The sequence below is a fragment of the Yersinia sp. 2545 StPb PI genome (genome assembly GCF_052217125.1).
Taxonomy (GTDB): domain Bacteria; phylum Pseudomonadota; class Gammaproteobacteria; order Enterobacterales; family Enterobacteriaceae; genus Yersinia; species Yersinia enterocolitica_E.
In genome coordinates, this window is sequence record NZ_JAZGPY010000001.1 from 2,473,177 (window position 1) to 2,498,360 (window position 25,184).

Below are 25,184 nucleotides of genomic sequence, written 5' to 3' on the forward strand. Positions count from 1 at the left end.
TCTGTTACTTGTTTATCGTAAGTTTCTGCAAATTCCACTGGCAGAGCGCGCATTCCGACGGATAATTAAGGATAATAGTATTTTACCGCTGGTACCCTCACACCACTGAATCCGGTATAGTCGGGCTGTGTACAAATGATGGATTGATTCATGAAGCAACTTTTAGATTTTCTCCCGCTGGTCGTATTTTTCGTTTTCTACAAGATGTATGACATTTTTGTCGCCTCAGGGGCGCTGATTGTCGCGACACTACTCGCGTTAGCCTTTACCTGGGTTAAGTACCGTAAAGTAGAAAAGATGACATTAGTTACCGCTGTTATGGTGCTGGTATTCGGGACCTTGACGCTCACATTCCACAGCGACTTATTCATTAAATGGAAAGTGACGGTGTTATATGCACTGTTTGCTGTTGCTTTGTTAATAAGCCAATGGGTTATGAAAAAACCATTGATTCAGCGCATGCTGGGTAAAGAGCTAACGCTACCAGATGCGGTATGGTCAACACTGAATATGTCATGGGCGCTGTTCTTCTTAGCTTGTGGCCTGCTGAACATTTATGTCGCGTTCTGGTTACCGCAAGATATTTGGGTAAACTTTAAAGTCTTTGGTTTAACCGCACTCACCCTGATATTCACATTGATCAGTGGCGTTTATATTTACCGGCATATGCCGGAAGAACAGAAAAAGTCATAATCTTAAATAATAGCTCCCAACGTCATTGAGACTGCAGACAGGCATCGCCCTGCGGCCTCAATGACGTTGGTATATTTGCGCTTATTGAAATTTCAGTGAGCCATTCCAGGTGAATAGATTTACTTTTAGAAGTAGGCAGAGATGACTCAGGAACAATTATCACCTCGCGGTGAGCAATCATTACCTAATGGTGAATTGGTACTTCGTACCCTTGCAATGCCCGCAGACACTAATGCTAATGGTGATATATTTGGCGGTTGGTTAATGTCACAAATGGATATTGGCGGAGCCATTCAGGCCAAAGAGATAGCTCAAGGGCGAGTTGTCACTGTTCGGGTGGATGGGATGACCTTCCTCAAGCCAGTCGCTGTGGGCGATGTGGTTTGTTGCTATGCCCGCTGTATTAAAACCGGCCGTAGCTCAATTACCATCAATATTGAAGTCTGGGTGAAAAAGGTCTCTTCTGAGCCAATCGGGCAGCGCTATCGTGCCACTGAAGCGGTATTTACCTATGTAGCGGTGGATGATGCCGGTAAAGCCCGTGCGCTACCTAACGGCAGAGGGAATTTCGAGGTTGGCGCAACGCAATAACCGTTGGCCAAGTTTGTCCTGACGCAAAAAAAGGGTCGCCCTGTATAACAGCGACCCTTTTCTTATTATGATATTTGCTGATTACTCAATAGCAGACTGAGTAATATCATAATAACCTTAGTTCATTTCCATATTGCCGCCGATCTTGAACACAATGGTGGTGACATAATCTTTAGCCGCAACCGCTTCAAATCGCCATTTACGCATCACTTGCTTCACCTCACGCTCAAAGGTATTACGCGGCGTCGCTTCCAAAACGCGCACATTAGTGACACGACCATTTTCGTCAATATCGTATTGGACCTTAACCTGCCCTTCGACCCCCAAAGCCAGTGCCCTTGCCGGATAAGTTGGCTTCGCCTTACTCAAGGCTCTTGGCCCAGCCGTGGTTGATGCCCCCGGGACTGACGCTTTCGGCGCGGCTTTTACCGGCGCATTATTGGCAACCAGTGCTGGCTCATCAGATTTAAACGGCTTGTCATCCGGTGGTGCTTCGGTCTTTTTCACTACCGGCTTTTTAACTTCTTTTTTCACCGGTTTAGGCTTGGGCTTTGGTTTCGGCTTCACCGGTTCAGGAATCGGTACAGGAACAGGTTCTGGCAACACCTCAGGCTCTGGCGGTGTTTCTTCAACGGGTTCCGGTTCGGCCTGTGGCTCCGCCGCCGCTGGTTGTGGTGCGGCAAAGGTCGCTATATTGACCATCGTAACGGCCAGCGGTGCATCCTCTATTTCAGGTTGTACCTTCATTTGCTCGACAGAAACGTACAGTAATGCCGCAACTACGCTGCCATGTAAACCAACTGAAAATACGATTGGCCATGTAAGCCGTCGACCCAGGAAAAATTTATTTAGCTGCATAATAATTCAATGTCCTCTAATGCAGCTAAGTGTAAATGCAAATAGCAATCATATTCAATAAGCAACCGCAAACAATCTTCCTCAACAGCCTTAAATGATGCTTTAAACGGCAATATCAACCAAATAATACTTTCTCGTTACGCTTAGTTATCATTTTATTTCATTATTAACTACCGGTGTATTCATCTGAGAATTTTAGATGCCGCCCTTTCTGCACCTTATTGAATTTATGGATAGAACATGGTGTTATGGCGCAACGAATACAAATCATCATATTGAGGTATATACCCTAAATAATTCGAGTTGCAGGAAGGCAGCCAATGCAGCTTGCAGTATGACGGGTATGACGGGTATGATAATTTTAAAGGTGAAACATGCTTTATATAATCTTTGCAACGGATGTCCCTGATTCACTTGATAAGCGCTTATCCGTTCGCCCTGCACATCTGGCCCGCCTGCAAGTATTGCAGGATCAAGGTCGCCTACTGACAGCAGGCCCGAACCCAGCCATTGATAGCGCAGACCCCGGTGCTGCTGGATCGACTGTTATCGCCGAATTTGCCTCGCAACAAGAGGCTGAATACTGGGCGGAACAAGACCCTTATAGCGCGGCTGGTGTGTATCAGTCGGTTATTGTAAAACCCTATAAACGGGTATTCTGAATCACTACAGATGTCTGACATCTATCCGGCCATAGGCAAAGTCGGTTGCATTTAGCCATCTCGTCAGGCGATTACATGTATTTAATTATCTTTACTTATAATTACTGAGAATCATTGTCTAATCAGATATCGATTTTTCTATCGTGACGTTGAGTCATTTTGTTAAATGCGGAGATGAAGACTATGCAGTGTCCAGTATGCAAAGATACCCAACTGGTGATGTCTGAACGTAAGAGCATTGAGATCGATTATTGCCCTAACTGCCGTGGTGTATGGCTGGATCGCGGAGAACTGGATAAAATCATTGAAAAATCGGCTGAAAGTACACCGACATCAACATCAGCGCCATACTCTGACACCAGAGAACGTGAACGCGATAATCACGGATATGCAAAGCCTAAACACTACAAAAAGAAAAGTTTCCTCTCAGAGTTATTTGATTAACCACACAGATTGTTTTGCGCTGTGGTGGTAAACAATAGTCAACTTGATCATACGCCTGAATACAGGCGTATTTGATTTTATACTACCAGCCAGAACAAAGACGTTAACGCCGCCTTAAGCTTTGTAGTGCTTCAGCCAATGCTCTTCGCATGCCTCAACTGCTTTATCCAGCATATGCGCCGGTGCTTTTAAAATCATATGGTCTTTTCTTACCCAAACCGGATAAGTGTGTTTGCCAGCAGCAATGACTTGCTCAGAATAAATAGCAGCATGGTATACCAGCTCAGATTCTTCACAATAAATCTCGTACTTATAAAGTGCGGTGCTAACTTTTAAATCCCCGAAGAATACTGTTTTAGCTAATTTATATTGAGACATGAACTATAGCCTTTACCGAAATAGGGACTCTATCATCCACTCATCAGCCAGATATAACTGTGATATCCACTACAAAAAGTACCCTAAGTTGATGTCCTATCGGAAAAATTTAGCTTTATTCGAGCGACAACTTCTCCACCTCAATCAACGGAAATGAACTAAATAGATAACCTTGCATGGCATCCACCCCGAGATCAGATAACTGAGTAAGCTGTTGATGAGTTTCTACCCCCTCAACTATCACGCACTGGCAGTGCTCACGAAGTCGTGTCAGCAGGTTATCGAACGTGGCACTTCCCCCCCATTGCCAGTAAAAGTGCTTATCAATTTTGACACATTCAAAGAACCCACTGGCAACGGCCGCCAGGTGAGCATTACCGCTACCAAAATCGTCCAACCATAATGAATATCGTTCAGCCAGCTTACTTAATAGTGTGTTCTTCGGCCCATCGCTGAGATTGGGAAAACTCTCCATTATTTCTAGCCGGATAAAGGGCATCATAGCTAATAATGATATGACATCTTCGTCATACAGCACCGTCTGAGCCATATCAAAATCTATATTAATTGAGAGTATTATTTGTTGGTCAATAAACCATTTCTGCTGTGATTTTACCGCACATAATTGGTCAAACAGCAGCTTAGCCTTCATTTGAGCATTAAGTTGATGAAGGAAGCGCTCAGTATAAATAGGCGATTTAAAAGAGGCCGTTGTGAACCGACTCAATAACTCCACAGCAAATAACTTACCATTCTGCCAGTAAACTGGTTCACAGATAAAAGTGCAATCAACTGCAATGTTTAGCCTGCTATCCACAGTAAAACCCTTTCATTTGATTAGAACAGCAGTATTGATCAATTGATAAAATTGATCAATTTTTTATTATTTATCACTAAAAACGATATAAGAGATTCCCAAAAGTAGCAACCACTCTGATCAACCCATTGATAGATAAGAAAGTATTATTTAATCATGATGATTATCAATGTTATTATTTCATAATCATTTATTTCATAGGAGAATGGTCGCTTCGAACAACCAAACAGTAACACCCCTGAAACTGAATGATTAGAACGAAGCGACCTAATATATATGGTAGCGCGATGTCATTCTGATGTGAAATAAACTTATAAATGACTATTCTGCACCTTTTATTATTAGTAGTAACATCAGAATTATCGCATTTTGATAATTTAGGATAGGAGTGATTTTTCTGCGAAGAAAAACACTATTTAAAGTAGAAAATATCATTCCAGAATTTAACGCCAGCAACAAACTATTGACAAGTTCATCTGCAACAGCTCAGTTCCGGCAAGTATAATATGAGATATTTTGTGGTGGGAAGTTAATAAAAGCTCAGTGTTTACTCTGATTAAAACAAAAACAGCCTCATAAAGAGACTGTTTTTATTACTACCACAGCGGACTACCATTCATAAGCTACAGTGAACAATAGCGCCCGACGATGCTGATGCTCGTGGAGCTGCCTGACACAATAGATATGGCGATAGCGCCGTGATTGACCTTCAAGCCAGCGATTTCTTCGGCGCTGATTTTGCCGCAGCATACGCCAACGGCCCACCTCATTCTTACTTCGTCTCATGAAACAATTCTTCCAAAGCTGAGAACTGGGCTATTATAAACCTTTCATCTTGTGAGCCAAGCCGCTGCACGGCGAAATCGTGGGTTTAGTCCAAATAGCTTATTTAGCTCAGCGTGGGAAGATTAAAAAAATCCCGTTAAATATTTAATTACCCGTTGCAAGTCCTTTAGCTTAAAAGATTTTATCCAGTAATATATCTGATTAAAGGTTTCGCCTTTGCAATACTGTGCGTACACTCTTTAGTGACCGTTTGTGAACAGGACTTCCGCCCTTATGACAACATTTTATACCGTAATCAGTTGGCTCTCGATTTTTGGCTATTGGTTGCTTATTGCCGGGGTAACATTGCGTATTCTGATGAAACGCAGAGCCGTTCCTTCGGCTATGGCATGGCTGCTGGTTATTTATATTCTGCCGTTAGTTGGGATAATTGCGTATCTCTCATTTGGTGAACTTCATCTCGGCAAGCGCCGTGCTGAGCGAGCAAAAGCGATGTGGCCATCCACTGCTCGCTGGTTAAGTGAACTGAAAGACTGCCAACACATTTTTGCCACTTCAAATAGCGAAGTCGCTACCCCATTATTCCAATTATGTGAACGCCGCCAAGGCATCAGCGGCGTTAAAGGTAATCAATTACAGTTATTGACCACCACCGATGACACATTAAAAGCACTGGTACGTGACATTGAACTGGCCCGTCACAATATCGAGATGGTGTTCTATATCTGGCAGCCTGGTGGCTTGGTTGATCAAGTTGCCGAATCGTTAATGGCGGCAGCGCGCCGAGGTGTTCATTGCCGATTGATGCTGGACTCCGCCGGTAGCCAACAATTCTTTCGCACCCCCTATCCGGCGATGATGCGCAATGCTGGGATTGAGGTGGTCGAAGCACTCAAAGTCAATGTGTTCCGGGTCTTTCTGCGCCGAATGGATTTGCGTCAACACCGTAAAATTGTGTTGATTGATAATTATGTTGCTTACACCGGTAGCATGAATATGGTTGATCCTCGGTTTTTCAAGCAAGATGCCGGCGTAGGTCAATGGATCGATATGATGGCACGGATGGAAGGCCCGGTAGCCACCACCATAGGTATCGTATATGCCTGCGACTGGGAGATTGAAACCGGCAAACGTATTCTACCCCCGCCGCCTGATACTAATATCATGCCGTTTGAAGAAGAGAGCGGTCATACCATTCAGGTTATTGCCTCTGGCCCTGGATTCCCTGAGGAAATGATTCATCAGGCATTATTAATGGCGGTGTATGCAGCCCGTGAGCAGTTAATCATGACGACGCCATATTTCGTACCTAGCGATGACCTGCTGCATGCCATCTGTACCGCAGCACAACGTGGTGTTGATGTCAGCATTATTGTTCCTCGAGACAACGACTCGATGATGGTCCGTTGGGCTAGCCGGGCATTCTTCTCAGAATTGTTGGAAGCGGGCGTTAAAGTTTATCAGTTTGAAGGTGGCCTATTGCACAGCAAAAGTGTGCTGGTCGACGGTCAACTAAGTTTGGTTGGTACGGTCAATCTGGATATGCGCAGCTTATGGTTGAACTTTGAAATCACGCTGGTCATTGATGATGATGGTTTTGGTGCAGATTTGGCGCAAGTTCAGGACGACTACATTGCCCGCTCGGTACTGTTAGACGGTGAATTGTGGAATAAACGCCCTCTCTGGCATCGCGTTACTGAACGATTATTCTACTTTTTCAGCCCGTTACTGTAATAACTGAGGCGGCTGGTGGTATGCCTATTGTAGATTCTCTGAGTTATTGACTTCAGATAGCATAATAATTGTAAAAGCGGCATAGAGAATGTTTTAATGAGCGCAATCTGCAAATAACAAATGGGAATCGGCAAATGGACCAGAATAGACAAGAGCCAAGCTTAATGGATCTCAATAACCGCCTGACTGAAGATGAAACACTGGAACAGGCTTACGATATCTTTCTGGAGCTGGCGGGGGACAATCTCGATCCGGCAGATATTTTATTGTTTAACCTTCAGTTTGAAGAGCGTGGCGGTGCGGAGTTATTTGATCCAGCCGAAGATTGGCAAGAACATGTCGATTTTGATTTAAACCCTGATTTTTTCGCCGAAGTTGTTATCGGCCTTGCTGATAGTGATGGTGAAGAGATTAATGATGTATTTGCGCGAGTTCTTCTGTGCCGCGAAAAAGACCATAAACTTTGCCATATTTTGTGGAAAGAGTGATCGTTACACGTCCCTTCCCCCATGGCTGCTAATACCGTAATCATAACAACCCCCGTCATTTCTCTGACGAGGGTTTTGCTTTTGGACAATCACTATCAGAATGTTATAGCGGATCGACTTTCAGACAAGATACCGCGTGGCGGAAGCTACCCTCTAACAGTGGGCGGGTTTTCGCACACTCAGGCCCGGCAATCGGACAACGAGTGCGAAATACACAGCCTGATGGCGGATTAATCGGTGAAGGCAGTTCCCCCTCCAGTAGCTGAATCACTTTCGCCCTTTCTTTGTCAGGATCAGGGATAGGTACCGCCGACATGAGCGCCTTGGTATAGGGATGCTGTGGATTATGATAAACCTCATCGTAGGTCCCCAGCTCCACTGCGTGGCCTAAATACATCACCAGAACCCGATCAGAAATATGCTTCACCACCGCTAAATCATGGGCGATGAATATTAGTGACAAGCCCATTTCGCGCTGTAATTGCTGTAACAGGTTCACCACTTGCGCCTGAATTGACACATCAAGCGCGGAGACCGGTTCATCACAGATAACCAGCTTCGGTTCAAGAATCAATGCACGAGCAATACCAATACGTTGACACTGCCCCCCCGAAAATTCATGGGGATATCGGTTGATCAAGTTAGGCAACAAGCCGACCTTAAGCATCATTGCTTTAACTTTATCTTTAATTTCTTGACGCGACATTTTGGGATGATAAGTTCGCAGCGGCTCAGCGATGATTTCACCGATGGTCATACGCGGGTTTAGTGAAGCCAGTGGATCCTGGAATATCATCTGAATATCACTACGGGTCGCGCGCCATTGTGCATCACTCAGGCTAAGCAAATCTTTACCTAACCATGAAACACTGCCACTGGTCGCTTTCACCAAACCAATAATGGCACGGGCGAATGTTGATTTGCCACAGCCAGATTCGCCAACCACACCTAAGGTTTCGCCTTCATACAAGCGCAATGTTACACCATCAACAGCTTTTAGTGTTTTTGATGGCTGCCAGAACCATTGTTTGCCATCCTGAATATCAAAATGGACTTTTAGATCAGCCACTTCTAGCAATACTTTCTTCTCAGTCATGGCATTCATACTAGTTCCCCTACTGGCTTATAACAGGCACGTAAACGGCCATCACCAAAATGCTCCAATGGCGGGGCCACGCCACAGCGATCCATGGCATATTGGCAACGCGGTTGGAATGGGCAACCTTTCGGCAAGCGCAATAAATTCGGCGGATTACCCGGTATCGTCATAAGAGATTCGCCTTCAGCATCAAGACGAGGAACCGCATTCAGTAGACCAATAGAATAAGGGTGACTTGGGTGATAAAACACATCGCGGGCCTGACCATACTCCATCGTTCGCCCTGCATACATCACCAGAACTTTATTGCAGATTCCGGCAACGACGCCAAGGTCATGGGTGATCATGATAATCGCGGTATTGAATTCATGCTTTAGCTCATTCAGCAACGTCATGATTTGTGCTTGAACGGTGACATCAAGTGCCGTTGTTGGCTCATCGGCAATCAATAATTTAGGGCGGCACAACAGCGCCATTGCAATCATTACCCGCTGACGCATACCACCAGAGAACTCATGGGGATACATGCGCATGCGCTTACGTGCTTCTGGCATTTTTACCGCATCAAGCATACGAATTGACTCTTCAAATGCTTCGCTTTTACTCATCTTTTTATGCAGTTGCAGCACTTCCATTAGCTGCTCACCAACACGCATATAAGGATTCAACGAGGTCATTGGGTCTTGGAATATCATCGAGATTTCCTCAGCCCGCAAACGGTTTAACTGTTTTTCCGGCAGATTTAAGATTTCGCGGCCATTAAACTTTGCAGACCCCCCTATCCGGCCATTACTGGCCAGCAACCCCATCAAAGCAAAAGCTGTTTGCGATTTCCCTGAGCCTGACTCACCTACAATGCCTAATGTTTCACCCGCACGCAGATCAAAATTAAGGGCGTTAACTGCCGTTACATCACCATCTGGCGTACCAAAAGTCACGGTTAAATCTTTTACATCCAGCAGGATATTTTGTTCCAACTGTCTATTTTGTTCCAACAATGCCGATTGCTGAACAGCAGACCGATTATCAATAGTCGTCATAGTGCTACTTCTCAGCGATCTTTCGGATCGAGGGCATCACGCAAGCCATCGCCGATAAAGTTGAAACAGAACAAGGTCACTACCAGAAAACCGGCAGGGAACATCAGCAACCATGGCGACACTTCCATGGAGTTGGCGCCATCACTTAGCAATGCGCCCCAACTACTCAAGGGTTCTTGGGTGCCTAAGCCGAGGAAACTCAGGAAAGATTCAAACAAAATCATACTGGGAACCAGTAAAGAAGCGTACACCACCACCACACCCAACACGTTCGGAACAATATGACGCAATACGATATTACGTGTGGAAACACCGCCCACCAATGCGGCCTCAATAAACTCTTTCCGTTTCAAACTTAATGTTTGTCCACGAACAATACGCGCCATATCCAGCCAGGACACCATACCGATCGCCACAAATATCAATAGAATATTCTGGCCAAAGAAGGTCACTAACAGAATAACGAAGAACATGAAGGGGAATGAGTTAAGAATCTCCAACAGGCGCATCATCAGTGAATCGACTTTCCCGCCGAGATAGCCCGATAAAGAGCCATACAAGGTGCCGACAACCACAGCAACCAACGCCGCAGCCACCCCCACCATCAATGAGATCCGACCACCAATAGCAACACGAACCAACAGATCCCGACCAGAAGAGTCAGTACCGAAGTAGTGCCCAGACTCAATATTCGGGGCGGCTGACATCATGCCCCAGTCCGTGTCTGAATAAGTAAACTGCGCTAACATCGGCGCCAAAATAACAAATAGGGTAATTAACATTAGGATCACCAAACTGGTGATCGCCGCGCGGTTATGAACAAAACGACGGCGGGCATCCTGCCAAAGGCTGCGCCCTTCAACTTCCAGTTTTTCACTGAAAACTTCCAGAGCTTCGCTATTTTTATTGCTCAACATAATTGGCGTGCTCCAGTGCTAGTAACGGATTTTAGGATCGATAACGGCATACAGCACGTCAACAATCGCATTGAATAAAATAGTCAAAGCGCCGACTAAAATGGTCAAACTCAGCACCAAAGAGTAATCGCGGTTTAACGCTCCGTTGACAAACAACTGACCAATGCCCGGCAAACCAAAGATGGTCTCAATAACCATCGAACCGGTGATAATCCCTACAAACGCAGGTCCCATATAGGATAAAACAGGCAACAACGCCGGTTTTAATGCATGGCGTAATACGATGGTCCGCAGTGGTAATCCCTTCGCTCGCGCCGTACGGATAAAGTTAGAGTGAAGAACCTCAATCATTGAGCCACGGGTAATACGTGCAATGCTGGCGATATAAGCCAACGACAGCGCGACCATCGGCAAAATGATAAACTTCGGCGCTCCGCCATTCCAACCACCACCCGGTAACCATTTCAATATAATGGCAAAAACCAACACTAATAAGGGGGCGACCACAAAACTCGGGATGACCACCCCAGTCATGGCAAAGCCCATTACCGTATAATCCCATTTGGTATTTTGATTCAGTGCCGCAATGACCCCAGCACTAACTCCTAATACTACTGCGAGTAAAAATGCTGCAAAACCAAGCTTCGCAGAGACGGGAAACGATGCAGACACCAGATCGTTCACAGTGTAATCTTTATATTTAAACGAAGGCCCAAGATCGCCATGCGCAAGTTGACCCAAGTAGTTGAAATACTGTTTATAAACCGGGTCGTTGAGGTGATATTTTGCCTCAATATTGGCCATAACTTCAGGAGGAAGATTACGCTCGCCAGTAAACGGACTTCCTGGGGCGAGACGCATCATAAAAAATGAAATGGTTATCAAAATAAAAAGTGTCGGAATCGCTTCCAGACAGCGGCGTAGAATAAATTTTAACATTGCCTGTACCTTTAGCCTCTTACTGCGACTTTATATTATCAACGCAATAAGGGCAGCACGCTAATTCAGCTGCTGCCCTTAATATATTAGTGCTTGATAATATAAAGATCTTTTACGTGCATATTATCCAGTGGGTCTTTACCGGTATATCCACCGACATAAGGTTTCACTAAGCGGGCATTCACATAGTAGAACAACGGCACAATAGCAGAATCTTTATCCAGCAATACCTCAGCTTGTTGATACAAACCGGCACGCTCTTTTTCAGATTTTACTTTCAGCGTATCTTGGATCAACTTATCAAAGGCTGGGCTCTTATAATGCACCGTGTTATTGCTGCTGTCAGATAGCATCATGTTCAGGAATGACGACGGTTCGTTATAGTCAGCACACCAGCCAGCACGCGCTACATCGAAAGTGCCTTGATGGCGGGTATCAAGGAAGGTTTTCCATTCCTGATTTTCCAGCTTAACGTCAACACCCAGATTTTTCTTCCAAATAGATGCTGCCGCAATAGCCAATTTTTTGTGTAGATCAGATGTGTTATACAACAGGTTAAATTTCAGTGGTTTATCTTGTGTGTAGCCAGCTTCAGCCAGCAACTTCTTAGCCACTTCATTACGTTTTTCCTGGGTCCAGCCAAACCATTCTGGTGGGGTCAATTCTGCACCGCTGGTGTACGGAGGCGTAAAGCCATAGGCAGGTAAATCACCTTGGTTTTTCACTTTGTTCACGATGATATCGCGATCCATACCCAGTTTCAGTGCTTCACGAACGCGTGCATCGGTGAATGGCGCTTTTTGGTTATTGATTTCGTAATAATAGGTGCACAGATACGGGTCAACATGAACTTCTTGTGGGATCTCTTTTTTAAGTTTCTGGAATAATTCAATCGGCATGTTGTTATAGGTCATGTCGATCTCGCCGCTGCGGTAGCGGTTAACATCAGTCACTTCAGAAGAGATTGGCAGGTAAGTAACCTGATTGATAACTGTTTTCGCATTATCCCAATAGGTTGGGCTGCGTTCTAACACAATACGTTCGTTAACGGTCCAATCTTTTAACTTATAGGCACCATTACCGACAAAATTCTGTGGCTGAGTCCACTTCTCACCAAACTTCTCAACCACAGTTTTATTAACTGGAGACATGGATGGATGAGCTAACAGTTTATCTAAATAAGGAACAGGTTCGGTCAACGTGACTTCCAAAGTATGGTCATCTAACGCTTTTACACCCAAGGTATCAGGTGATTTTTTGCCGGTAATAATATCGTCGATATTCGCGATATGGGCATATTGTACATAACTCGCATACGGAGAAACTGTTTTAGGGTCCGCCAGACGTTGCCAGCTATAAACGAAATCATGTGCTGTTACAGGGTCACCATTTGACCATTTAGCATCTTTACGCAGATGGAAAGTCCAAACTTTAAAGTCTTTGTTATCCCAACTTTCAGCGACACCAGGCAGAATCTTGCCGTTTGGATCGTTAATAACCAACCCTTCCAATAAATCGCGCGAAATATTGGATTCAGGCACACCTTCAATTTTATGCGGATCCAGTGACTGAGGTTCGGAACCATTATTGCGAACTAAAACCTGTTTCTCGGCCAGTTGTACACCTGCCGGCACATTGGCGGCAAAGGCAGTTCCCACAGCCATCATACCCATAGCAGCAGCGATACCTGCGGCCAGGAAAGTTTTCTTTGTGATGTTGGTCATGCTGATATCTACTCCAGATTTTATTATTGCGTCGCTCAGAGACTGAGCAAGCTTCACCTTTAAAAGGTATCTTTAAATCACATTGCGCGGGGAACGAACCCGGCCATGTAATGCCCTATATGTATTAGCATCAGACTAAAATCGGTACTGTGCTATACATCCCTATTACCTTGTCTGTCTCTTATTTGCTGTCATGCCACCGCGATTTTCGCTTGTGAACAATTGACATATAAGTCTGTTTTGCTGCGATAAACTTTTATAACTTAATATTTACTGCAACTTACGCATATAAAGATTTTTTAAATCCACTAAATCTTGTGGGTCTTTACCGGTAAATCCGCCGACAGTTGGCCGAATAAGTCGAACACTGACTCGATAATAGACCGGCACCATTGCAGAATCTTTATCCAATAAGTTCTCTGCCTGTTGATATAAAGCAGCGCGCGCCTCGACACTCGAAGTCGTCAGCGTTTTAGCTAACAGCGCATCGAATGCTGGATTTTTATAGAAGAAAGTATTATTGCTGCTATCCGATAGCAGCATATTCAGAAAAGCGGTCGGCTCATTGTAGTCACCACACCATGTTGCTCTGGCAACATCAAATTGCCCTTGATGGCGGCTTTCTAGAGAGGTTTTCCATTCTTGATTCTGCAAGGTAACGGTAGCACCCAAGTTTTTCTGCCACATAGAGGCAGCGGCAATCGCCTGCTGCTTATTTTGATCTGAGGTGTTATAAAGCAACGTAAACTTTAATGGATTTTGGGCATTGAAACCGGCCTCGGCAAGCACTCTTTTCGCCTCTGCATTGCGTTGTTCTTGAGTCCAGTTGGCCCATTCTGGCAATGCGAAATTACCCCCTGCGGTAAATGTCGGGGTAAAGCCATAGGCAGGGATCTGCCCTTGCCCCATAATTTTAGTCGCAATAATGTCGCGATCCAGCGTTAATTTAATTGCCGTTCTCACTCTGACGTCAGTGAATGGTGCTTTTTTATTATTAATTTCGTAATAGAAAGTACAGAGGTATGGGCTGATATGAACCTGCGATGGCAGATCCTTTTTCATTTTGGCAAATAAATTCGGGGGAATGGCACTGTTAGTCATATCGATTTCGCCGCTGCGATAGCGATTAATATCACTGACTTCTGACGTTGTCGGTAAAAAAGTCACCTTATTGATGACCGTTTCGTTGTTATTCCAGTAAGTCGGGCTACGCTCCAGCACAATCCGCTCATTAACCACCCATTCTTTTAACTGAAAAGCGCCATTACCGATAAAATTTTGTGGTAGAGTCCATTTATCACCATACTTTTCAACAGCCTCACGCTTAACCGGCTTCATCGAGGTGTGAGATAACATGCTGATAAAATAAGGAACCGGTTCCGTTAGCGTCACTTGCAAGGTTTTGCTATCTAATGCCTTAACACCTAATTCATCCGGTTTTTTGGTCCCTTTCAATACCTCGTCAACATTCTCAATTTGGGCATACTGCAAATAACTGGCATAAGGTGAACCCACTTTAGGGCTAGCCAAACGCTGCCAACTATAGACAAAATCCTGAGCAGTGACCGGAGTTCCATCACTCCACACGGCGTTATCTCGCAAATGGAAGGTCCAGACTTTATAACCGTCATTATCCCAGCGTATGGCAACTGCCGGAATTATATGCCCATTAGCATCATTGCTCACCAGACCTTCTAATAAATTCAGAATAATATTGGTTTCAGGAATGCCTTCAACCTTATGCGGGTCTAATGAGGCAACCTCGGAACCATTATTAATGGTAATACTCTGATCTATCACTAATGCCACACTGGCCGGAACTGCCGCCGCCATTGATACAGCCGAAAATGACAAACCCAGAATAGCGCCAATTATTGCCAGTGGTGGTTGCTTAAACTTTATTTGCATTTCAAACCGCCCTTTTACGAGATTTCGTGATGTTTTTCTCAAGGTTTACGTCAATCTGCTGCCCACAACGACTAGCAATAACTATTCCAAAAATCAAAATTCGGTTTAGTTTCATTAAAAAACAAGAAATCTCTTGTCGGGAAGTTGTCCGAAAACTAACAGAACCCGAAATCTGACGCCAATAAATTTTACAGAAATGTTAAGCAATTCTCTTTTCTACAGAGTAACTAACGATATTACCTATCTTAATTAGTCGCCTAAGAAATAATCATCTATATGATTTAGCTCAAAAAAAATCATTTAAAATTTAAATTCACAGCAAAAAAAATGTCAAAAAAGCCGTTCTAGAAACATAAAGTTAACATTAGCACTAATACCAGAATAAACACCTACTGATTACAGAGTAATCACTAATAACACCTAGATAAATTCCGCACAAGCCCTACAGAATGATGTGAGCATTTTAACAACAAATAGCGTATTTAGTTTACTCTGAGGGTCACTGAATGATTTATTAAAGATGAGTAAATAAGCCTTAAGCCAAATTATCTTTATAGAGATAGCATTATTGCAGCATTTAAGTGCAATAGATTAAATTACATACATATTCTGCACTAAAATAATGCTTAGATATTTAAATACCAGGCTGAAAAACAGCAAAGGTCACCCGTAATAATACCGGTGACCTACATACCGTGGGATATGGGGATAGATTAAAGTAATCCGGGGAAAATCGCTTTGATACCGGTGACAATAAACTCGATGCCTAATGCCATCAGCAACAACCCCATAATACGCGTTATAACGTTAATACCGGTTTGCCCTAACAGCCGAACCAGCAGCGGAGCCGCCCGGAATAGCAACCAGCAACAGAACGCAAACAAGGCCACAGCCACCGTCAAGCCTAACAAATTCTGCCAGCTGTGATAGCGGGAACTCCAAACAATTGTTGAACTGATGGCACCTGGCCCTGCCATCAGGGGCAATGCGAGTGGCACAACACCGATACTTTCACGGACCGCCGTTTCGGTTTTTTCCTGCTTGTTCTGCTTATCCTCACCGAGTTTGCCGCTGATCATCGACATCGCAATGCTGACGACCAGAATCCCACCGGCAATACGGAATGAGTCGATGGAAATACCAAAAATTTTCAGAATGGCATCCCCCAAGAACAAGGATATCCACAAGATAATCGCCACTGACAGGTTAGCTGTCAGGTTAGTTTTATCCCGCCCAGCCGCTGCCTGATAGCTGGTCATACTGATAAATACCGGCAATATACCTACCGGGTTTACCAGTGCAAATAAGCCAACAAAAAACTTGATGTAACCTGAAAGGTCCAACAATGATTGACTCACACATCACTCCGCGCAATAGCTGATAAAAACGTCACAGATAACAGGCCATTATAATTTAATGCCCCAAGACAACACACCTTATAGCCCGTGCCTGGAAAATTCGCGACAAAAATAATGTCGCAACCATGCAGAATGGCACCTGCATTATTCAAGCCTCTGACCACAGTTCTTTTCACTAAAAATCACCCTTAGGGCGCTCTTCTACAGATGTGCGCGCTAATGTAATGGAATTAGTCATAGGAATCTATGTAATAAAACAGCATTTATACAAGGTAAATTTTTACCGTTTAAAATGATAACTCTTGTTAATGTCCTGTGGTGTTAATGAAGCTTTAACGTCATGAATTATCAATTTATTCATGTTAATGATAATTACTCTCAACAAATAATTGCTGAATGGTGTCAGCTTGACGATTTTGTGATTTAAATCACGAAAAACATACCTAAGAATAGTTAAGCTCTGAGCAGTGGTAGAGAGTAAGTTCACTGAGAAACAGAGTATAAAGGTTGAAAATGATATTTTCCCCCTCATCTTATTCTTAGTGGAACAAAAGCTCTTTCAGTAAATCAGCGGTAAAAAATGGGAAAGTAAGCTATAAAACTAGCTCTATTTGACCTTACGGCATACTAGAGCCTGACTATACTAGTTGCTTCAACAGCTCATTTACTAAAAGAGTTTAACATTATCAGGAGAGCATTATGGCTGTAACGAATGTCGCTGAACTTAACGAGCTAGTAGCACGCGTCAAGAAAGCCCAGCGCGAGTATGCCAACTTTACTCAAGAGCAGGTTGATAAAATCTTCCGTGCCGCAGCTCTAGCTGCAGCGGATGCCCGTATTCCCCTGGCCAAGCTGGCGGTAGAGGAATCAGGTATGGGTATTGTTGAAGATAAAGTGATCAAGAATCACTTTGCTTCTGAATACATCTACAATGCCTACAAAGATGAAAAAACTTGTGGCATTTTAGAAGAAGATAAAACCTTCGGTACAATTACTATCGCTGAACCTATTGGTTTAATCTGCGGTATCGTGCCAACAACTAACCCGACTTCTACCGCTATTTTCAAGGCATTAATTAGCCTTAAAACGCGTAACGGTATCGTATTCTCTCCACATCCACGTGCTAAAGACGCAACCAATAAAGCTGCAGATATCGTGCTTCAAGCCGCTATTGCCGCAGGTGCGCCAGCAGATATTATTGGTTGGATTGATGCGCCAACAGTTGAGTTGTCTAACCAACTGATGCACCACCCTGACATTAACCTGATTCTGGCAACCGGTGGCCCAGGCATGGTTAAAGCAGCTTATAGCTCAGGTAAACCGGCTATCGGTGTTGGTGCAGGTAACACTCCTGTTGTGGTTGACGAAACCGCTGATATTAAACGTGTTGTTGCATCTATCTTGATGTCAAAAACCTTTGATAATGGTGTGATTTGTGCCTCTGAACAATCTATCATCGTGGTTGATTCAGCTTACGACGCAGTTCGCGAGCGCTTCTCTTCCCATGGTGGCTACCTGTTACAAGGTAAAGAGCTGAAAGCAGTTCAGGATATCATTCTGAAAAATGGTGGTTTAAACGCCGCTATCGTTGGTCAGCCAGCAACTAAAATTGCTGAAATGGCTGGCATTAAAGTTCCTAGCAACACCAAAATTCTTATCGGTGAAGTTAAGGTTGTTGACGAGTCAGAACCATTTGCTCACGAAAAACTGTCGCCTACTTTAGCGATGTATCGTGCGAAGAATTTTGAAGACGCAGTTGATAAAGCGGAAAAACTGGTAGAAATGGGGGGTATCGGCCATACATCTTGCCTGTATACCGACCAGGATAACCAACCTGCACGCGTTAAGTATTTCGGCGATAAAATGAAAACCGCCCGAATTCTAATCAACACCCCTGCCTCTCATGGTGGTATCGGTGACCTGTACAACTTCAAAGTGGCGCCATCTCTGACGCTAGGTTGTGGTTCATGGGGTGGTAACTCCATCTCTGAAAACGTTGGGCCGAAACACTTGATCAACAAGAAAACTGTGGCTAAGCGAGCAGAAAACATGTTGTGGCATAAACTACCGAAATCTATTTACTTCCGTCGTGGCTCTCTGCCTATCGCGTTGGAAGAAGTGGCAACTGACGGTGCAAAACGTGCCTTCATCGTGACTGACCGCTATCTGTTCAACAACGGTTATGCCGATCAAATCACCAGCGTGCTGAAATCTCACGGTATCGAGACTGAAGTCTTCTTCGAAGTAGAAGCGGACCCTACCCTGAGCATCGTGCGCAAAGGTGCCGAGCAGATGAACTCCTTCAAACCAGACGTGATCATTGCGCTGGGTGGTGGTTCACCGATGGATGCAGCCAAAATCATGTGGGTCATGTACGAACACCCTGAAACCCACTTCGAAGAATTGGCATTACGCTTTATGGATATCCGTAAACGTATTTACAAGTTCCCGAAAATGGGTGTGAAAGCGAAAATGATCGCGGTAACCACCACATCAGGTACCGGTTCAGAAGTGACACCATTTGCGGTAGTTACCGACGATGCAACAGGCCAGAAATACCCATTAGCTGACTACGCATTGACTCCAGACATGGCAATCGTTGATGCCAACCTAGTCATGAATATGCCTAAGTCTTTATGTGCCTTCGGTGGTCTGGACGCAGTAACTCATGCTCTGGAAGCTTATGTTTCTGTATTGGCGAATGAATATTCTGACGGCCAGGCTCTGCAAGCGCTGAAACTGCTGAAAGAATTCCTGCCAGCCAGCTACAATGAAGGTGCTAAAAACCCAGTGGCTCGTGAGCGTGTACATAATGCCGCAACCATCGCGGGTATCGCTTTTGCTAACGCCTTCTTGGGTGTCTGCCACTCAATGGCCCATAAACTGGGTTCTGAGTTCCATATCCCGCATGGCTTAGCCAACGCCATGTTGATTTCTAACGTTATTCGCTATAACGCGAATGACAACCCAACTAAGCAGACTGCTTTCAGCCAATATGACCGCCCACAAGCGCGCCGTCGTTATGCTGAAGTTGCAGATCATCTGGGTCTGAGTGCTCCGGGCGACCGTACTGCACAGAAAATTCAGAAACTGCTGACTTGGTTAGATGAAATCAAAGCAGAGTTGGGTATCCCAGCATCAATTCGTGAAGCTGGCGTTCAAGAAGCTGATTTCTTAGCTAAAGTAGACAAACTGTCTGAAGATGCATTTGATGACCAGTGTACCGGTGCTAACCCACGTTACCCGCTGATCTCTGAGTTGAAACAGATTTTGATGGATACTTATTACGGCCGCGAATTTAGCGAAGAACTTGACCGTGAAGAAGTTGCTGTTACAGCAGCTCCTGCACCAAAAGCTGAAAAGAAAGCCAAGAAATAATAGTAATCTTAATGTGTAACCCCCATTTATAGCTGGGGGTTACACAACAGAAGATATAGCCCCCAATTGCCATTGCTGTTGGGGGTTTCTTTTTATAAGCACACTTAAAAACATTTGGTATATAACCGCTCAAATCACCATAGTCCGTTCCTACGGACCACGCATCTAATCCCCTGACTAATCTCAATACGGCTTGCCACATCGCCACCAACCCCTGCTATACCCAAGCTAATGCGTTATAACGTCATCCCCCGAATCGGCTATTGATTAAGGAGATATTAGGATCAACACCGTGTCTTTTATTAATTTTGTAAGATTGTAGAAAATGTGGCGATAAAGCCAAAATAATGACCCAGTCCAGGATATAACGTTAAACCAAGGCTTTTCACCCCGCATAAATACGAGGGATAAAGCTGTATGGCTTCATATGGCGTAAACTCAGCAAAAGGTTGGTTACCCCACAGCTTCAATAAGAAATCCCGTGAGGCATCCTTGGTGGACAATGAGTATCTAGGAAGGATTTTGGAGAGAAGCCGCTTTAATCGCCTCTTTATAATGGCGGCGACAAACAGAAACGTAGCTTTCGTTACCACCAATAACGACTTGTTCGCCGTCATGCACAGCTCTGCCTTGTTCGTCTAACCGCAGCACCATGTTTGCTTTGCGGCCACAATGACAAATTGTTTTCAGTTCAACCAATTTGTCAGCCCACGACAACAAATATTTGCTACCGGGAAATAGTTCGCCGAGAAAATCGGTACGCAAACCGTAACACAATACCGGGATATGCAGTTCATCCACCACCTGACACAATTGCTGAACTTGCTCTTTGGTCAAAAATTGGCATTCATCTAGCAAGATACAATGAACAGGCTTTTCCTGATGCTCAGTGGCAATAATGGATAATAGTGAAGTTCCACTATTATAAAGCAGCGCCTGTGAGGACAGGCCAATACGCGAACTGACAGTCCCGACACCAAAGCGATTATCTATCTCTGCTGTAAACACCAAGGTACGCATGCCCCGCTCTTGGTAGTTATAAGAAGACTGCAACAGCGCGGTGGATTTCCCTGCATTCATCGCAGAGTAATAAAAATAAAGTTGAGCCATGGGCCCGTAACTCCAGTGGTATAATAAATGGTCACAATGACAACGAGTATCAAGTTTATCATAAATTCAGACTTAACGAGGAGCAGACTACTTCTCTATATTACTGTTTTCTATATTAAGTAATGGTAGCGTTAATGTAGCTGCCGAGACTTTCATTTGAAGCACCTTGCTATTATTAGGTACATTACATGACCAATCTCACAATATTGATACAGCGAACGTATGCTGCTTGAACATTAACCAGATTAGGTGAGTGGGATAGCAATAGGGTCGGATAGGATGTACCGCGATTGGTTCATTAATGATACAAGTAATGTATTACCATGGTTAATTGGTAAAATAGTGATAACAAATATTGTCAGAACCTGACAAAACCAATACAGCATGCTTTTTCCCTTACTCAATCTTTCATCATAGCTATATCAATATCGCACTTTTTGCATGATCAGTTATTGCACACGCTAGCACGATAAGTCGTCTATTTTTGCTTTATTGATATAAAGCAAACTTATAACTTAGTGAGAAAATCATGTTTTCGCGTAGGGTCATTAGCGAGCAAAATGAACTTTTACGTTAAAAACACTACGGAGAATAACAAACCGCCATCGCTTATTAGTAGCAAGCAGCAACTTTTCGCTAATAAAATACGTAAATTCGAGGATGCTAATCAAATTGTCTATTGCAGAAATTAAAATAGCACTCTATTATTATCCAGACGCCCCCCCACCAATTATAATTTGAGACCAGGACAATGAGCGAAGCGTTAAAGATTCTTAACAACATCCGTACTCTGCGTGCACAAGCGCGTGAATGCACTCTTGAAACTTTAGAAGAAATGCTGGAGAAGCTTGAAGTGGTCGTTAACGAACGCCGCGAAGAAGATTCTCAAGTACAAGCTGAAATTGAAGAACGCACACGTAAATTGAGCCAATACCGTGAAATGCTTATTGCAGACGGTATTGATCCAAATGAACTGCTGCAAACTATGAGTGCAACTAAAGCTACAACTAAAGCTAAGCGTGCTGCACGCCCAGCTAAATATAAGTATGTAGACGAGAATGGCGAAACTAAAACCTGGACAGGCCAAGGCCGTACTCCAGCAGTGATTAAGAAAGCCATTGAAGACGAAGGTAAATCACTGGATGATTTCCTGCTGTAATAGTATTAGTTAATTTACTATTATGATAAAAGTACCCTCCTATTATACGGGGGGTATTTTTTTACCTCCCTCTTGCCCTGCAATCATAGTTGAAATCCTTATCAATACGGCTGTTGAATTAACATACAATTGCCAAGGAGCACCTAACCTAAACATATCGCATTCGATAAATACCCCTTAGTTATCACTGTGCTTGTAAATCTATAAGAATGCTCTGCTAATTTATAACAATACAATAATCGATATAACTGACTAAATTTCCCATAATATTGTGATATATGAGAATCTTGGAGTGAAAGAGTTGTGTCACCCCCGCCCTACGGCATGAAGATTGAGCACAAAACAGAAACTAATTAAGTTTTGTACCCAACACATAAAATCATCTTTAGAACTTATTACGCTCGATTAATCGATGTACCCCGACCAATCCCATAATAGGTAAAACCTCGGCTATTTAACCGTTCTGGATCGTACAAATTACGCCCATCAAAGATAACCGGCTGTTTTAATCGGAGCTTGATCATATCAAAATCAGGTGCTCTAAAATTCTGCCACTCAGTACAAATAATCAGAGCATCCGCCCCTTGTAGCGCTGATTCTTTTGTCCCCATTAACTTTAGGTCATCCCTTGCACCATAAATACGCTGAGCTTCATCCATTGCCTCTGGATCATAAGCTTGAATAATAGCGCCAGCGCGCCATAAAGCCTCCATCAAAATCCGACTGGGGGCCTCTCGCATATCATCTGTATTGGGTTTGAATGCTAATCCCCAGAGTGCAAATGTTTTCCCTGCAAGCTGCGAATCAAAATGGTATTGAATAAATTCAGTTAACTTACACTTTTGTTCGTTATTGATTCTCTCCACTGCACGCAACAGTTGCGGCTGATAGCCACAATTTTCTGCAGTACGAATTAATGCTTGGATATCTTTTGGAAAACAGGAACCACCATAACCACAACCAGAATAAATAAAATGGTAGCCAATGCGAGAATCTGAGCCAATACCTTGGCGTACTTTTTCGATATCTGCACCGAGCCGCTCTGCGATATTAGCGATCTCATTCATGAAACTGATTTTTGTCGCCAACATACCGTTTGCTGCATATTTGGTCAGTTCTGCACTGCGGACATCCATAATTAACATGCGGTCATGATTTCTGTTGAATGGCTCGTATAGTTCGCTAATTAAATCAATCACACCATTATCATCAGTATCAATTCCGATAACGATACGCTCAGGCCGCTTACAGTCAGCAACAGCAGCGCCTTCTTTTAAGAATTCAGGGTTCGATACCACATTGAAAGCTATATCTTGTCCACGTTGCTGTAAAATCGCTTTAATCCTTTGCTGCACTTGTTCCGCGGTACCCACTGGCACAGTTGATTTATCGATAATAACTTTAGGCGCATCCATATATTTCGCAATAGTGCTGGCAACGTCTAACACATATTTAAGGTCAGCCGCACCATCCTCATCAGGAGGAGTACCAACCGCAATAAACTGAATCGTGCTATGAGCAACACCGGCTTCGGCATCTGTTGAAAATCGAAGCCGGCCCTCGTCGTAGTTTTCTTTTACCAATGGCGCTAATCCTGGTTCAAAAATAGCGACACGGCCTTTTTGTAGGTCGGAAACTTTGTTTGCATCGATATCGATACACAGGACATCATGACCAACTTCGGCAAGTACTGCTGCCTGAACCAGTCCTACATAACCGATACCAAAAACCGTCACTTTCATGCAATCAATCCTCAAGTTGGAATTCGATAAGAGACACACCGCCGACCATTATCAAGACCTAACCTTAATTTAGCCTGAGGTAGCCAACCTTATTGCCAGCGAATAATAAAAGTTAACTGAAAATTTTCAGCCACAAGTAAGGAGGAAAGTATATCAACCGATATTTCTTACATCTCGGGCATACTCATTGATTGAAACAAATGAGGTTTATTTCGTAGATTCGTTATAGAACCATTGAGACTTGGAGGGTCATAGCAGTGAATAAGTGAGCAAGATACATAAATTACGTGAACTATTTATTGAGTAATACTTTCAAAATATAAACTATTCATCGGCTGAAAGCATCAACCTCAATCGACTCCCTCCTCCCCATACCTGGCATTGCCATGCTTCACAACGCTGACTAATTTGATTTAAATGTGCTGTTTTTAACGTACCTAAAGGCACACCATTACTAAGTTGAATCTGATTTTTACCCGCACTAACATTCGCGTGAAGACCAGCCGAAACCAGAATTAAATTTTTATATTCCACATGATAATAACCAACGAGCAAAGGAAACTGCCCATCCAAATGAGTACGTCTTAGTAACTGGTTAACTTGTTTAAGTAACGTTGACATCTGCGGTAAACGCTGTTGTTGATGTGCCAAATGCTCTTGAAGAATCCCGTTAAATAACACGCGTAATAATAGTGCGGCTAAAATTCCGTTATCCCCGGCGCGGGTGACATCCAGACAATAAAATGCCAGGTCCTTATCTGATAATGCAGCGATATCAAGGACTAATCCCGGTTTCTCGACCATCGTTAACTGCCGGTAATTTACCCGACAGTGTGCAATGGTTTGCTGTGCCGGTGGTTGCAATTGCTTAAGTAACTGCGCTGCATCATGAGGATTCTTACGTAATGCATCCCAATCCTGGATAAGTTCTGTCTCTTCAATTGCATGAGAGGTAAACAGTATGGGATAAAGGCATGCCAGCACCGCTTCACGTAACCGATTTAAATCCACGATCGGTTTCAACAGTACGTCTTTCACGCCCATACGCATGACTTTAGCAATGTCAGTCATCTTATCAGTAGCCGATATAACTAAAATAGGGATCTTTACTCCTTGCATGAGTAAACGCTCAACAAACTCGATCCCTCCCATCTTAGGCATAGCGAGATCGCAGAGTATCAGGTCAGGTGATTGGACCTTAATCTGCTCTAACGCCTCCAGGCCATTTTCTGCCTGCTGGACTGCCGCACCGAGTGCCCTTAGAAACTCAGTGATTACAGTACGGAAGACCGTTTCGTCCTCGACGACTAAAATATTTTTACCTGCTAATGGTTTTTCCATGTACTGCTTCTCTTGCTA

At 43.8% G+C, this 25,184-nt stretch carries 22 protein-coding genes; 8 read left to right on the forward strand and 14 right to left on the reverse strand.

Translation table 11 applies throughout. The annotated features are described in order from the left end of the window. Positions 1–150 precede the first annotated feature (150 nt). On the forward strand, positions 151–693 hold the full coding sequence (locus V1955_RS11450; protein WP_083158934.1) for a septation protein A: 543 nt from the start codon (positions 151–153) through the stop codon (positions 691–693). Positions 694–834: 141 nt separating this feature from the next. Further along, positions 835–1,284, forward strand: a complete 450-nt coding sequence (gene yciA, locus V1955_RS11455) for an acyl-CoA thioester hydrolase YciA (RefSeq protein WP_050110472.1) — start codon at positions 835–837, stop codon at positions 1,282–1,284. Positions 1,285–1,401: 117 nt separating this feature from the next. Here yciA and tonB read toward each other — a convergent pair whose 3' ends face one another. Further along, entirely contained in the window at positions 1,402–2,142 is a 741-nt protein-coding gene (gene tonB / locus V1955_RS11460) for a TonB system transport protein TonB (RefSeq protein ID WP_372569143.1), read from the reverse strand. Positions 2,143–2,516: 374 nt separating this feature from the next. On the opposite strand from tonB, the gene V1955_RS11465 reads away from it, so the two are divergent. Together V1955_RS11465 and V1955_RS11470 are read left to right on the forward strand one after the other, a co-directional pair. Next, on the forward strand, positions 2,517–2,804 hold the full coding sequence (locus tag V1955_RS11465; RefSeq protein WP_442820912.1) for a YciI family protein: 288 nt from the start codon (positions 2,517–2,519) through the stop codon (positions 2,802–2,804). Between the two features lie 183 nt (positions 2,805–2,987). Then, positions 2,988–3,248 (forward strand): TFIIB-type zinc ribbon-containing protein, encoded by a 261-nt coding sequence (locus V1955_RS11470; protein ID WP_083158937.1) that lies wholly within the window; start codon positions 2,988–2,990, stop codon positions 3,246–3,248. A gap of 114 nt (positions 3,249–3,362) precedes the next feature. Here V1955_RS11470 and V1955_RS11475 read toward each other — a convergent pair whose 3' ends face one another. From V1955_RS11475 to V1955_RS11485, 3 genes are all read right to left on the reverse strand, one after another. Next, positions 3,363–3,626, reverse strand: a complete 264-nt coding sequence (locus V1955_RS11475; protein WP_083158938.1) for a hypothetical protein — start codon at positions 3,624–3,626, stop codon at positions 3,363–3,365. Between the two features lie 115 nt (positions 3,627–3,741). After that, positions 3,742–4,443, reverse strand: coding sequence for an EAL domain-containing protein (locus V1955_RS11480; RefSeq protein ID WP_083158939.1), 702 nt, complete (start codon positions 4,441–4,443; stop codon positions 3,742–3,744). Positions 4,444–5,052: 609 nt separating this feature from the next. Continuing rightward, positions 5,053–5,229, reverse strand: coding sequence for a YciY family protein (locus V1955_RS11485; RefSeq protein ID WP_071843552.1), 177 nt, complete (start codon positions 5,227–5,229; stop codon positions 5,053–5,055). A 273-nt stretch (positions 5,230–5,502) separates the two neighbouring features. Here V1955_RS11485 and cls point away from each other — a divergent pair, with 273 nt between their 5' ends. After that, positions 5,503–6,963: a cardiolipin synthase gene (cls, locus tag V1955_RS11490; protein ID WP_420073321.1), complete on the forward strand. Its 1,461-nt coding sequence runs from the start codon at positions 5,503–5,505 to the stop codon at positions 6,961–6,963. 164 nt (positions 6,964–7,127) lie between these two features. Next, positions 7,128–7,451 carry an HI1450 family dsDNA-mimic protein gene (locus V1955_RS11495; protein WP_032819973.1) on the forward strand — a complete coding sequence of 108 codons (324 nt, stop codon included), beginning with the start codon at positions 7,128–7,130 and terminating at the stop codon, positions 7,449–7,451. A 103-nt stretch (positions 7,452–7,554) separates the two neighbouring features. Here V1955_RS11495 and oppF read toward each other — a convergent pair whose 3' ends face one another. From oppF to V1955_RS11530, 7 genes are all read right to left on the reverse strand, one after another. Beyond that, positions 7,555–8,556, reverse strand: a complete 1,002-nt coding sequence (oppF, locus tag V1955_RS11500) for a murein tripeptide/oligopeptide ABC transporter ATP binding protein OppF (RefSeq protein ID WP_372558962.1) — start codon at positions 8,554–8,556, stop codon at positions 7,555–7,557. Beyond that, positions 8,553–9,590 (reverse strand): ABC transporter ATP-binding protein, encoded by a 1,038-nt coding sequence (locus V1955_RS11505; RefSeq protein WP_083158942.1) that lies wholly within the window; start codon positions 9,588–9,590, stop codon positions 8,553–8,555. Before V1955_RS11505 ends, oppF begins: the two co-directional genes overlap by 4 nt. A gap of 11 nt (positions 9,591–9,601) precedes the next feature. Further along, entirely contained in the window at positions 9,602–10,510 is a 909-nt protein-coding gene (gene oppC, locus V1955_RS11510) for an oligopeptide ABC transporter permease OppC (protein WP_083158943.1), read from the reverse strand. Between the two features lie 15 nt (positions 10,511–10,525). Continuing rightward, positions 10,526–11,446: an oligopeptide ABC transporter permease OppB gene (gene oppB, locus V1955_RS11515; protein WP_083158944.1), complete on the reverse strand. Its 921-nt coding sequence runs from the start codon at positions 11,444–11,446 to the stop codon at positions 10,526–10,528. Positions 11,447–11,532: 86 nt separating this feature from the next. Continuing rightward, positions 11,533–13,170: an oligopeptide ABC transporter substrate-binding protein OppA gene (oppA, locus tag V1955_RS11520; protein ID WP_372558960.1), complete on the reverse strand. Its 1,638-nt coding sequence runs from the start codon at positions 13,168–13,170 to the stop codon at positions 11,533–11,535. A gap of 270 nt (positions 13,171–13,440) precedes the next feature. Further along, positions 13,441–15,078, reverse strand: a complete 1,638-nt coding sequence (locus V1955_RS11525) for an ABC transporter substrate-binding protein (protein WP_442820913.1) — start codon at positions 15,076–15,078, stop codon at positions 13,441–13,443. A 713-nt stretch (positions 15,079–15,791) separates the two neighbouring features. Beyond that, positions 15,792–16,436, reverse strand: coding sequence for a YchE family NAAT transporter (locus tag V1955_RS11530; protein WP_050101351.1), 645 nt, complete (start codon positions 16,434–16,436; stop codon positions 15,792–15,794). Positions 16,437–17,135: 699 nt separating this feature from the next. Here V1955_RS11530 and adhE point away from each other — a divergent pair. After that, positions 17,136–19,814 carry a bifunctional acetaldehyde-CoA/alcohol dehydrogenase gene (adhE, locus tag V1955_RS11535; RefSeq protein ID WP_420073318.1) on the forward strand — a complete coding sequence of 893 codons (2,679 nt, stop codon included), beginning with the start codon at positions 17,136–17,138 and terminating at the stop codon, positions 19,812–19,814. Positions 19,815–20,324: 510 nt separating this feature from the next. Here the strand turns inward: adhE and V1955_RS11540 are convergent. Next, positions 20,325–20,924 (reverse strand): thymidine kinase, encoded by a 600-nt coding sequence (locus tag V1955_RS11540; RefSeq protein WP_372558957.1) that lies wholly within the window; start codon positions 20,922–20,924, stop codon positions 20,325–20,327. A gap of 751 nt (positions 20,925–21,675) precedes the next feature. Here V1955_RS11540 and hns point away from each other — a divergent pair. Beyond that, on the forward strand, positions 21,676–22,083 hold the full coding sequence (hns, locus tag V1955_RS11545) for a histone-like nucleoid-structuring protein H-NS (protein ID WP_083158951.1): 408 nt from the start codon (positions 21,676–21,678) through the stop codon (positions 22,081–22,083). Positions 22,084–22,478: 395 nt separating this feature from the next. Here hns and V1955_RS11550 read toward each other — a convergent pair whose 3' ends face one another. Together V1955_RS11550 and rssB are read right to left on the reverse strand one after the other, a co-directional pair. Beyond that, positions 22,479–23,825 carry a UDP-glucose dehydrogenase family protein gene (locus V1955_RS11550; RefSeq protein WP_442820914.1) on the reverse strand — a complete coding sequence of 449 codons (1,347 nt, stop codon included), beginning with the start codon at positions 23,823–23,825 and terminating at the stop codon, positions 22,479–22,481. A gap of 324 nt (positions 23,826–24,149) precedes the next feature. After that, positions 24,150–25,166, reverse strand: coding sequence for a two-component system response regulator RssB (gene rssB, locus V1955_RS11555; RefSeq protein WP_083158953.1), 1,017 nt, complete (start codon positions 25,164–25,166; stop codon positions 24,150–24,152). Between the last annotated feature and the right edge of the window lie 18 nt (positions 25,167–25,184).

Excerpts from the sequence above, each read along its gene's own strand:
- V1955_RS11540 (WP_372558957.1), bottom strand. The coding sequence starts at position 20,924 with ATGGCTCAACTTTATTTTTATTACTCTGCGATGAATGCAGGGAAATCC.
- V1955_RS11465 (WP_442820912.1), top strand. The coding sequence starts at position 2,517 with ATGCTTTATATAATCTTTGCAACGGATGTCCCTGATTCACTTGATAAG.
- hns (WP_083158951.1), top strand. The coding sequence starts at position 21,676 with ATGAGCGAAGCGTTAAAGATTCTTAACAACATCCGTACTCTGCGTGCA.
- oppB (WP_083158944.1), bottom strand. The coding sequence starts at position 11,446 with ATGTTAAAATTTATTCTACGCCGCTGTCTGGAAGCGATTCCGACACTT.
- V1955_RS11475 (WP_083158938.1), bottom strand. The coding sequence starts at position 3,626 with ATGTCTCAATATAAATTAGCTAAAACAGTATTCTTCGGGGATTTAAAA.
- yciA (WP_050110472.1), top strand. The coding sequence starts at position 835 with ATGACTCAGGAACAATTATCACCTCGCGGTGAGCAATCATTACCTAAT.
- V1955_RS11505 (WP_083158942.1), bottom strand. The coding sequence starts at position 9,590 with ATGACGACTATTGATAATCGGTCTGCTGTTCAGCAATCGGCATTGTTG.
- V1955_RS11485 (WP_071843552.1), bottom strand. The coding sequence starts at position 5,229 with ATGAGACGAAGTAAGAATGAGGTGGGCCGTTGGCGTATGCTGCGGCAA.
- rssB (WP_083158953.1), bottom strand. The coding sequence starts at position 25,166 with ATGGAAAAACCATTAGCAGGTAAAAATATTTTAGTCGTCGAGGACGAA.
- V1955_RS11495 (WP_032819973.1), top strand. The coding sequence starts at position 7,128 with ATGGATCTCAATAACCGCCTGACTGAAGATGAAACACTGGAACAGGCT.
- V1955_RS11525 (WP_442820913.1), bottom strand. The coding sequence starts at position 15,078 with ATGCAAATAAAGTTTAAGCAACCACCACTGGCAATAATTGGCGCTATT.
- adhE (WP_420073318.1), top strand. The coding sequence starts at position 17,136 with ATGGCTGTAACGAATGTCGCTGAACTTAACGAGCTAGTAGCACGCGTC.
- oppF (WP_372558962.1), bottom strand. The coding sequence starts at position 8,556 with ATGAATGCCATGACTGAGAAGAAAGTATTGCTAGAAGTGGCTGATCTA.
- tonB (WP_372569143.1), bottom strand. The coding sequence starts at position 2,142 with ATGCAGCTAAATAAATTTTTCCTGGGTCGACGGCTTACATGGCCAATC.
- oppA (WP_372558960.1), bottom strand. The coding sequence starts at position 13,170 with ATGACCAACATCACAAAGAAAACTTTCCTGGCCGCAGGTATCGCTGCT.
- V1955_RS11450 (WP_083158934.1), top strand. The coding sequence starts at position 151 with ATGAAGCAACTTTTAGATTTTCTCCCGCTGGTCGTATTTTTCGTTTTC.
- V1955_RS11470 (WP_083158937.1), top strand. The coding sequence starts at position 2,988 with ATGCAGTGTCCAGTATGCAAAGATACCCAACTGGTGATGTCTGAACGT.
- cls (WP_420073321.1), top strand. The coding sequence starts at position 5,503 with ATGACAACATTTTATACCGTAATCAGTTGGCTCTCGATTTTTGGCTAT.
- V1955_RS11550 (WP_442820914.1), bottom strand. The coding sequence starts at position 23,825 with ATGAAAGTGACGGTTTTTGGTATCGGTTATGTAGGACTGGTTCAGGCA.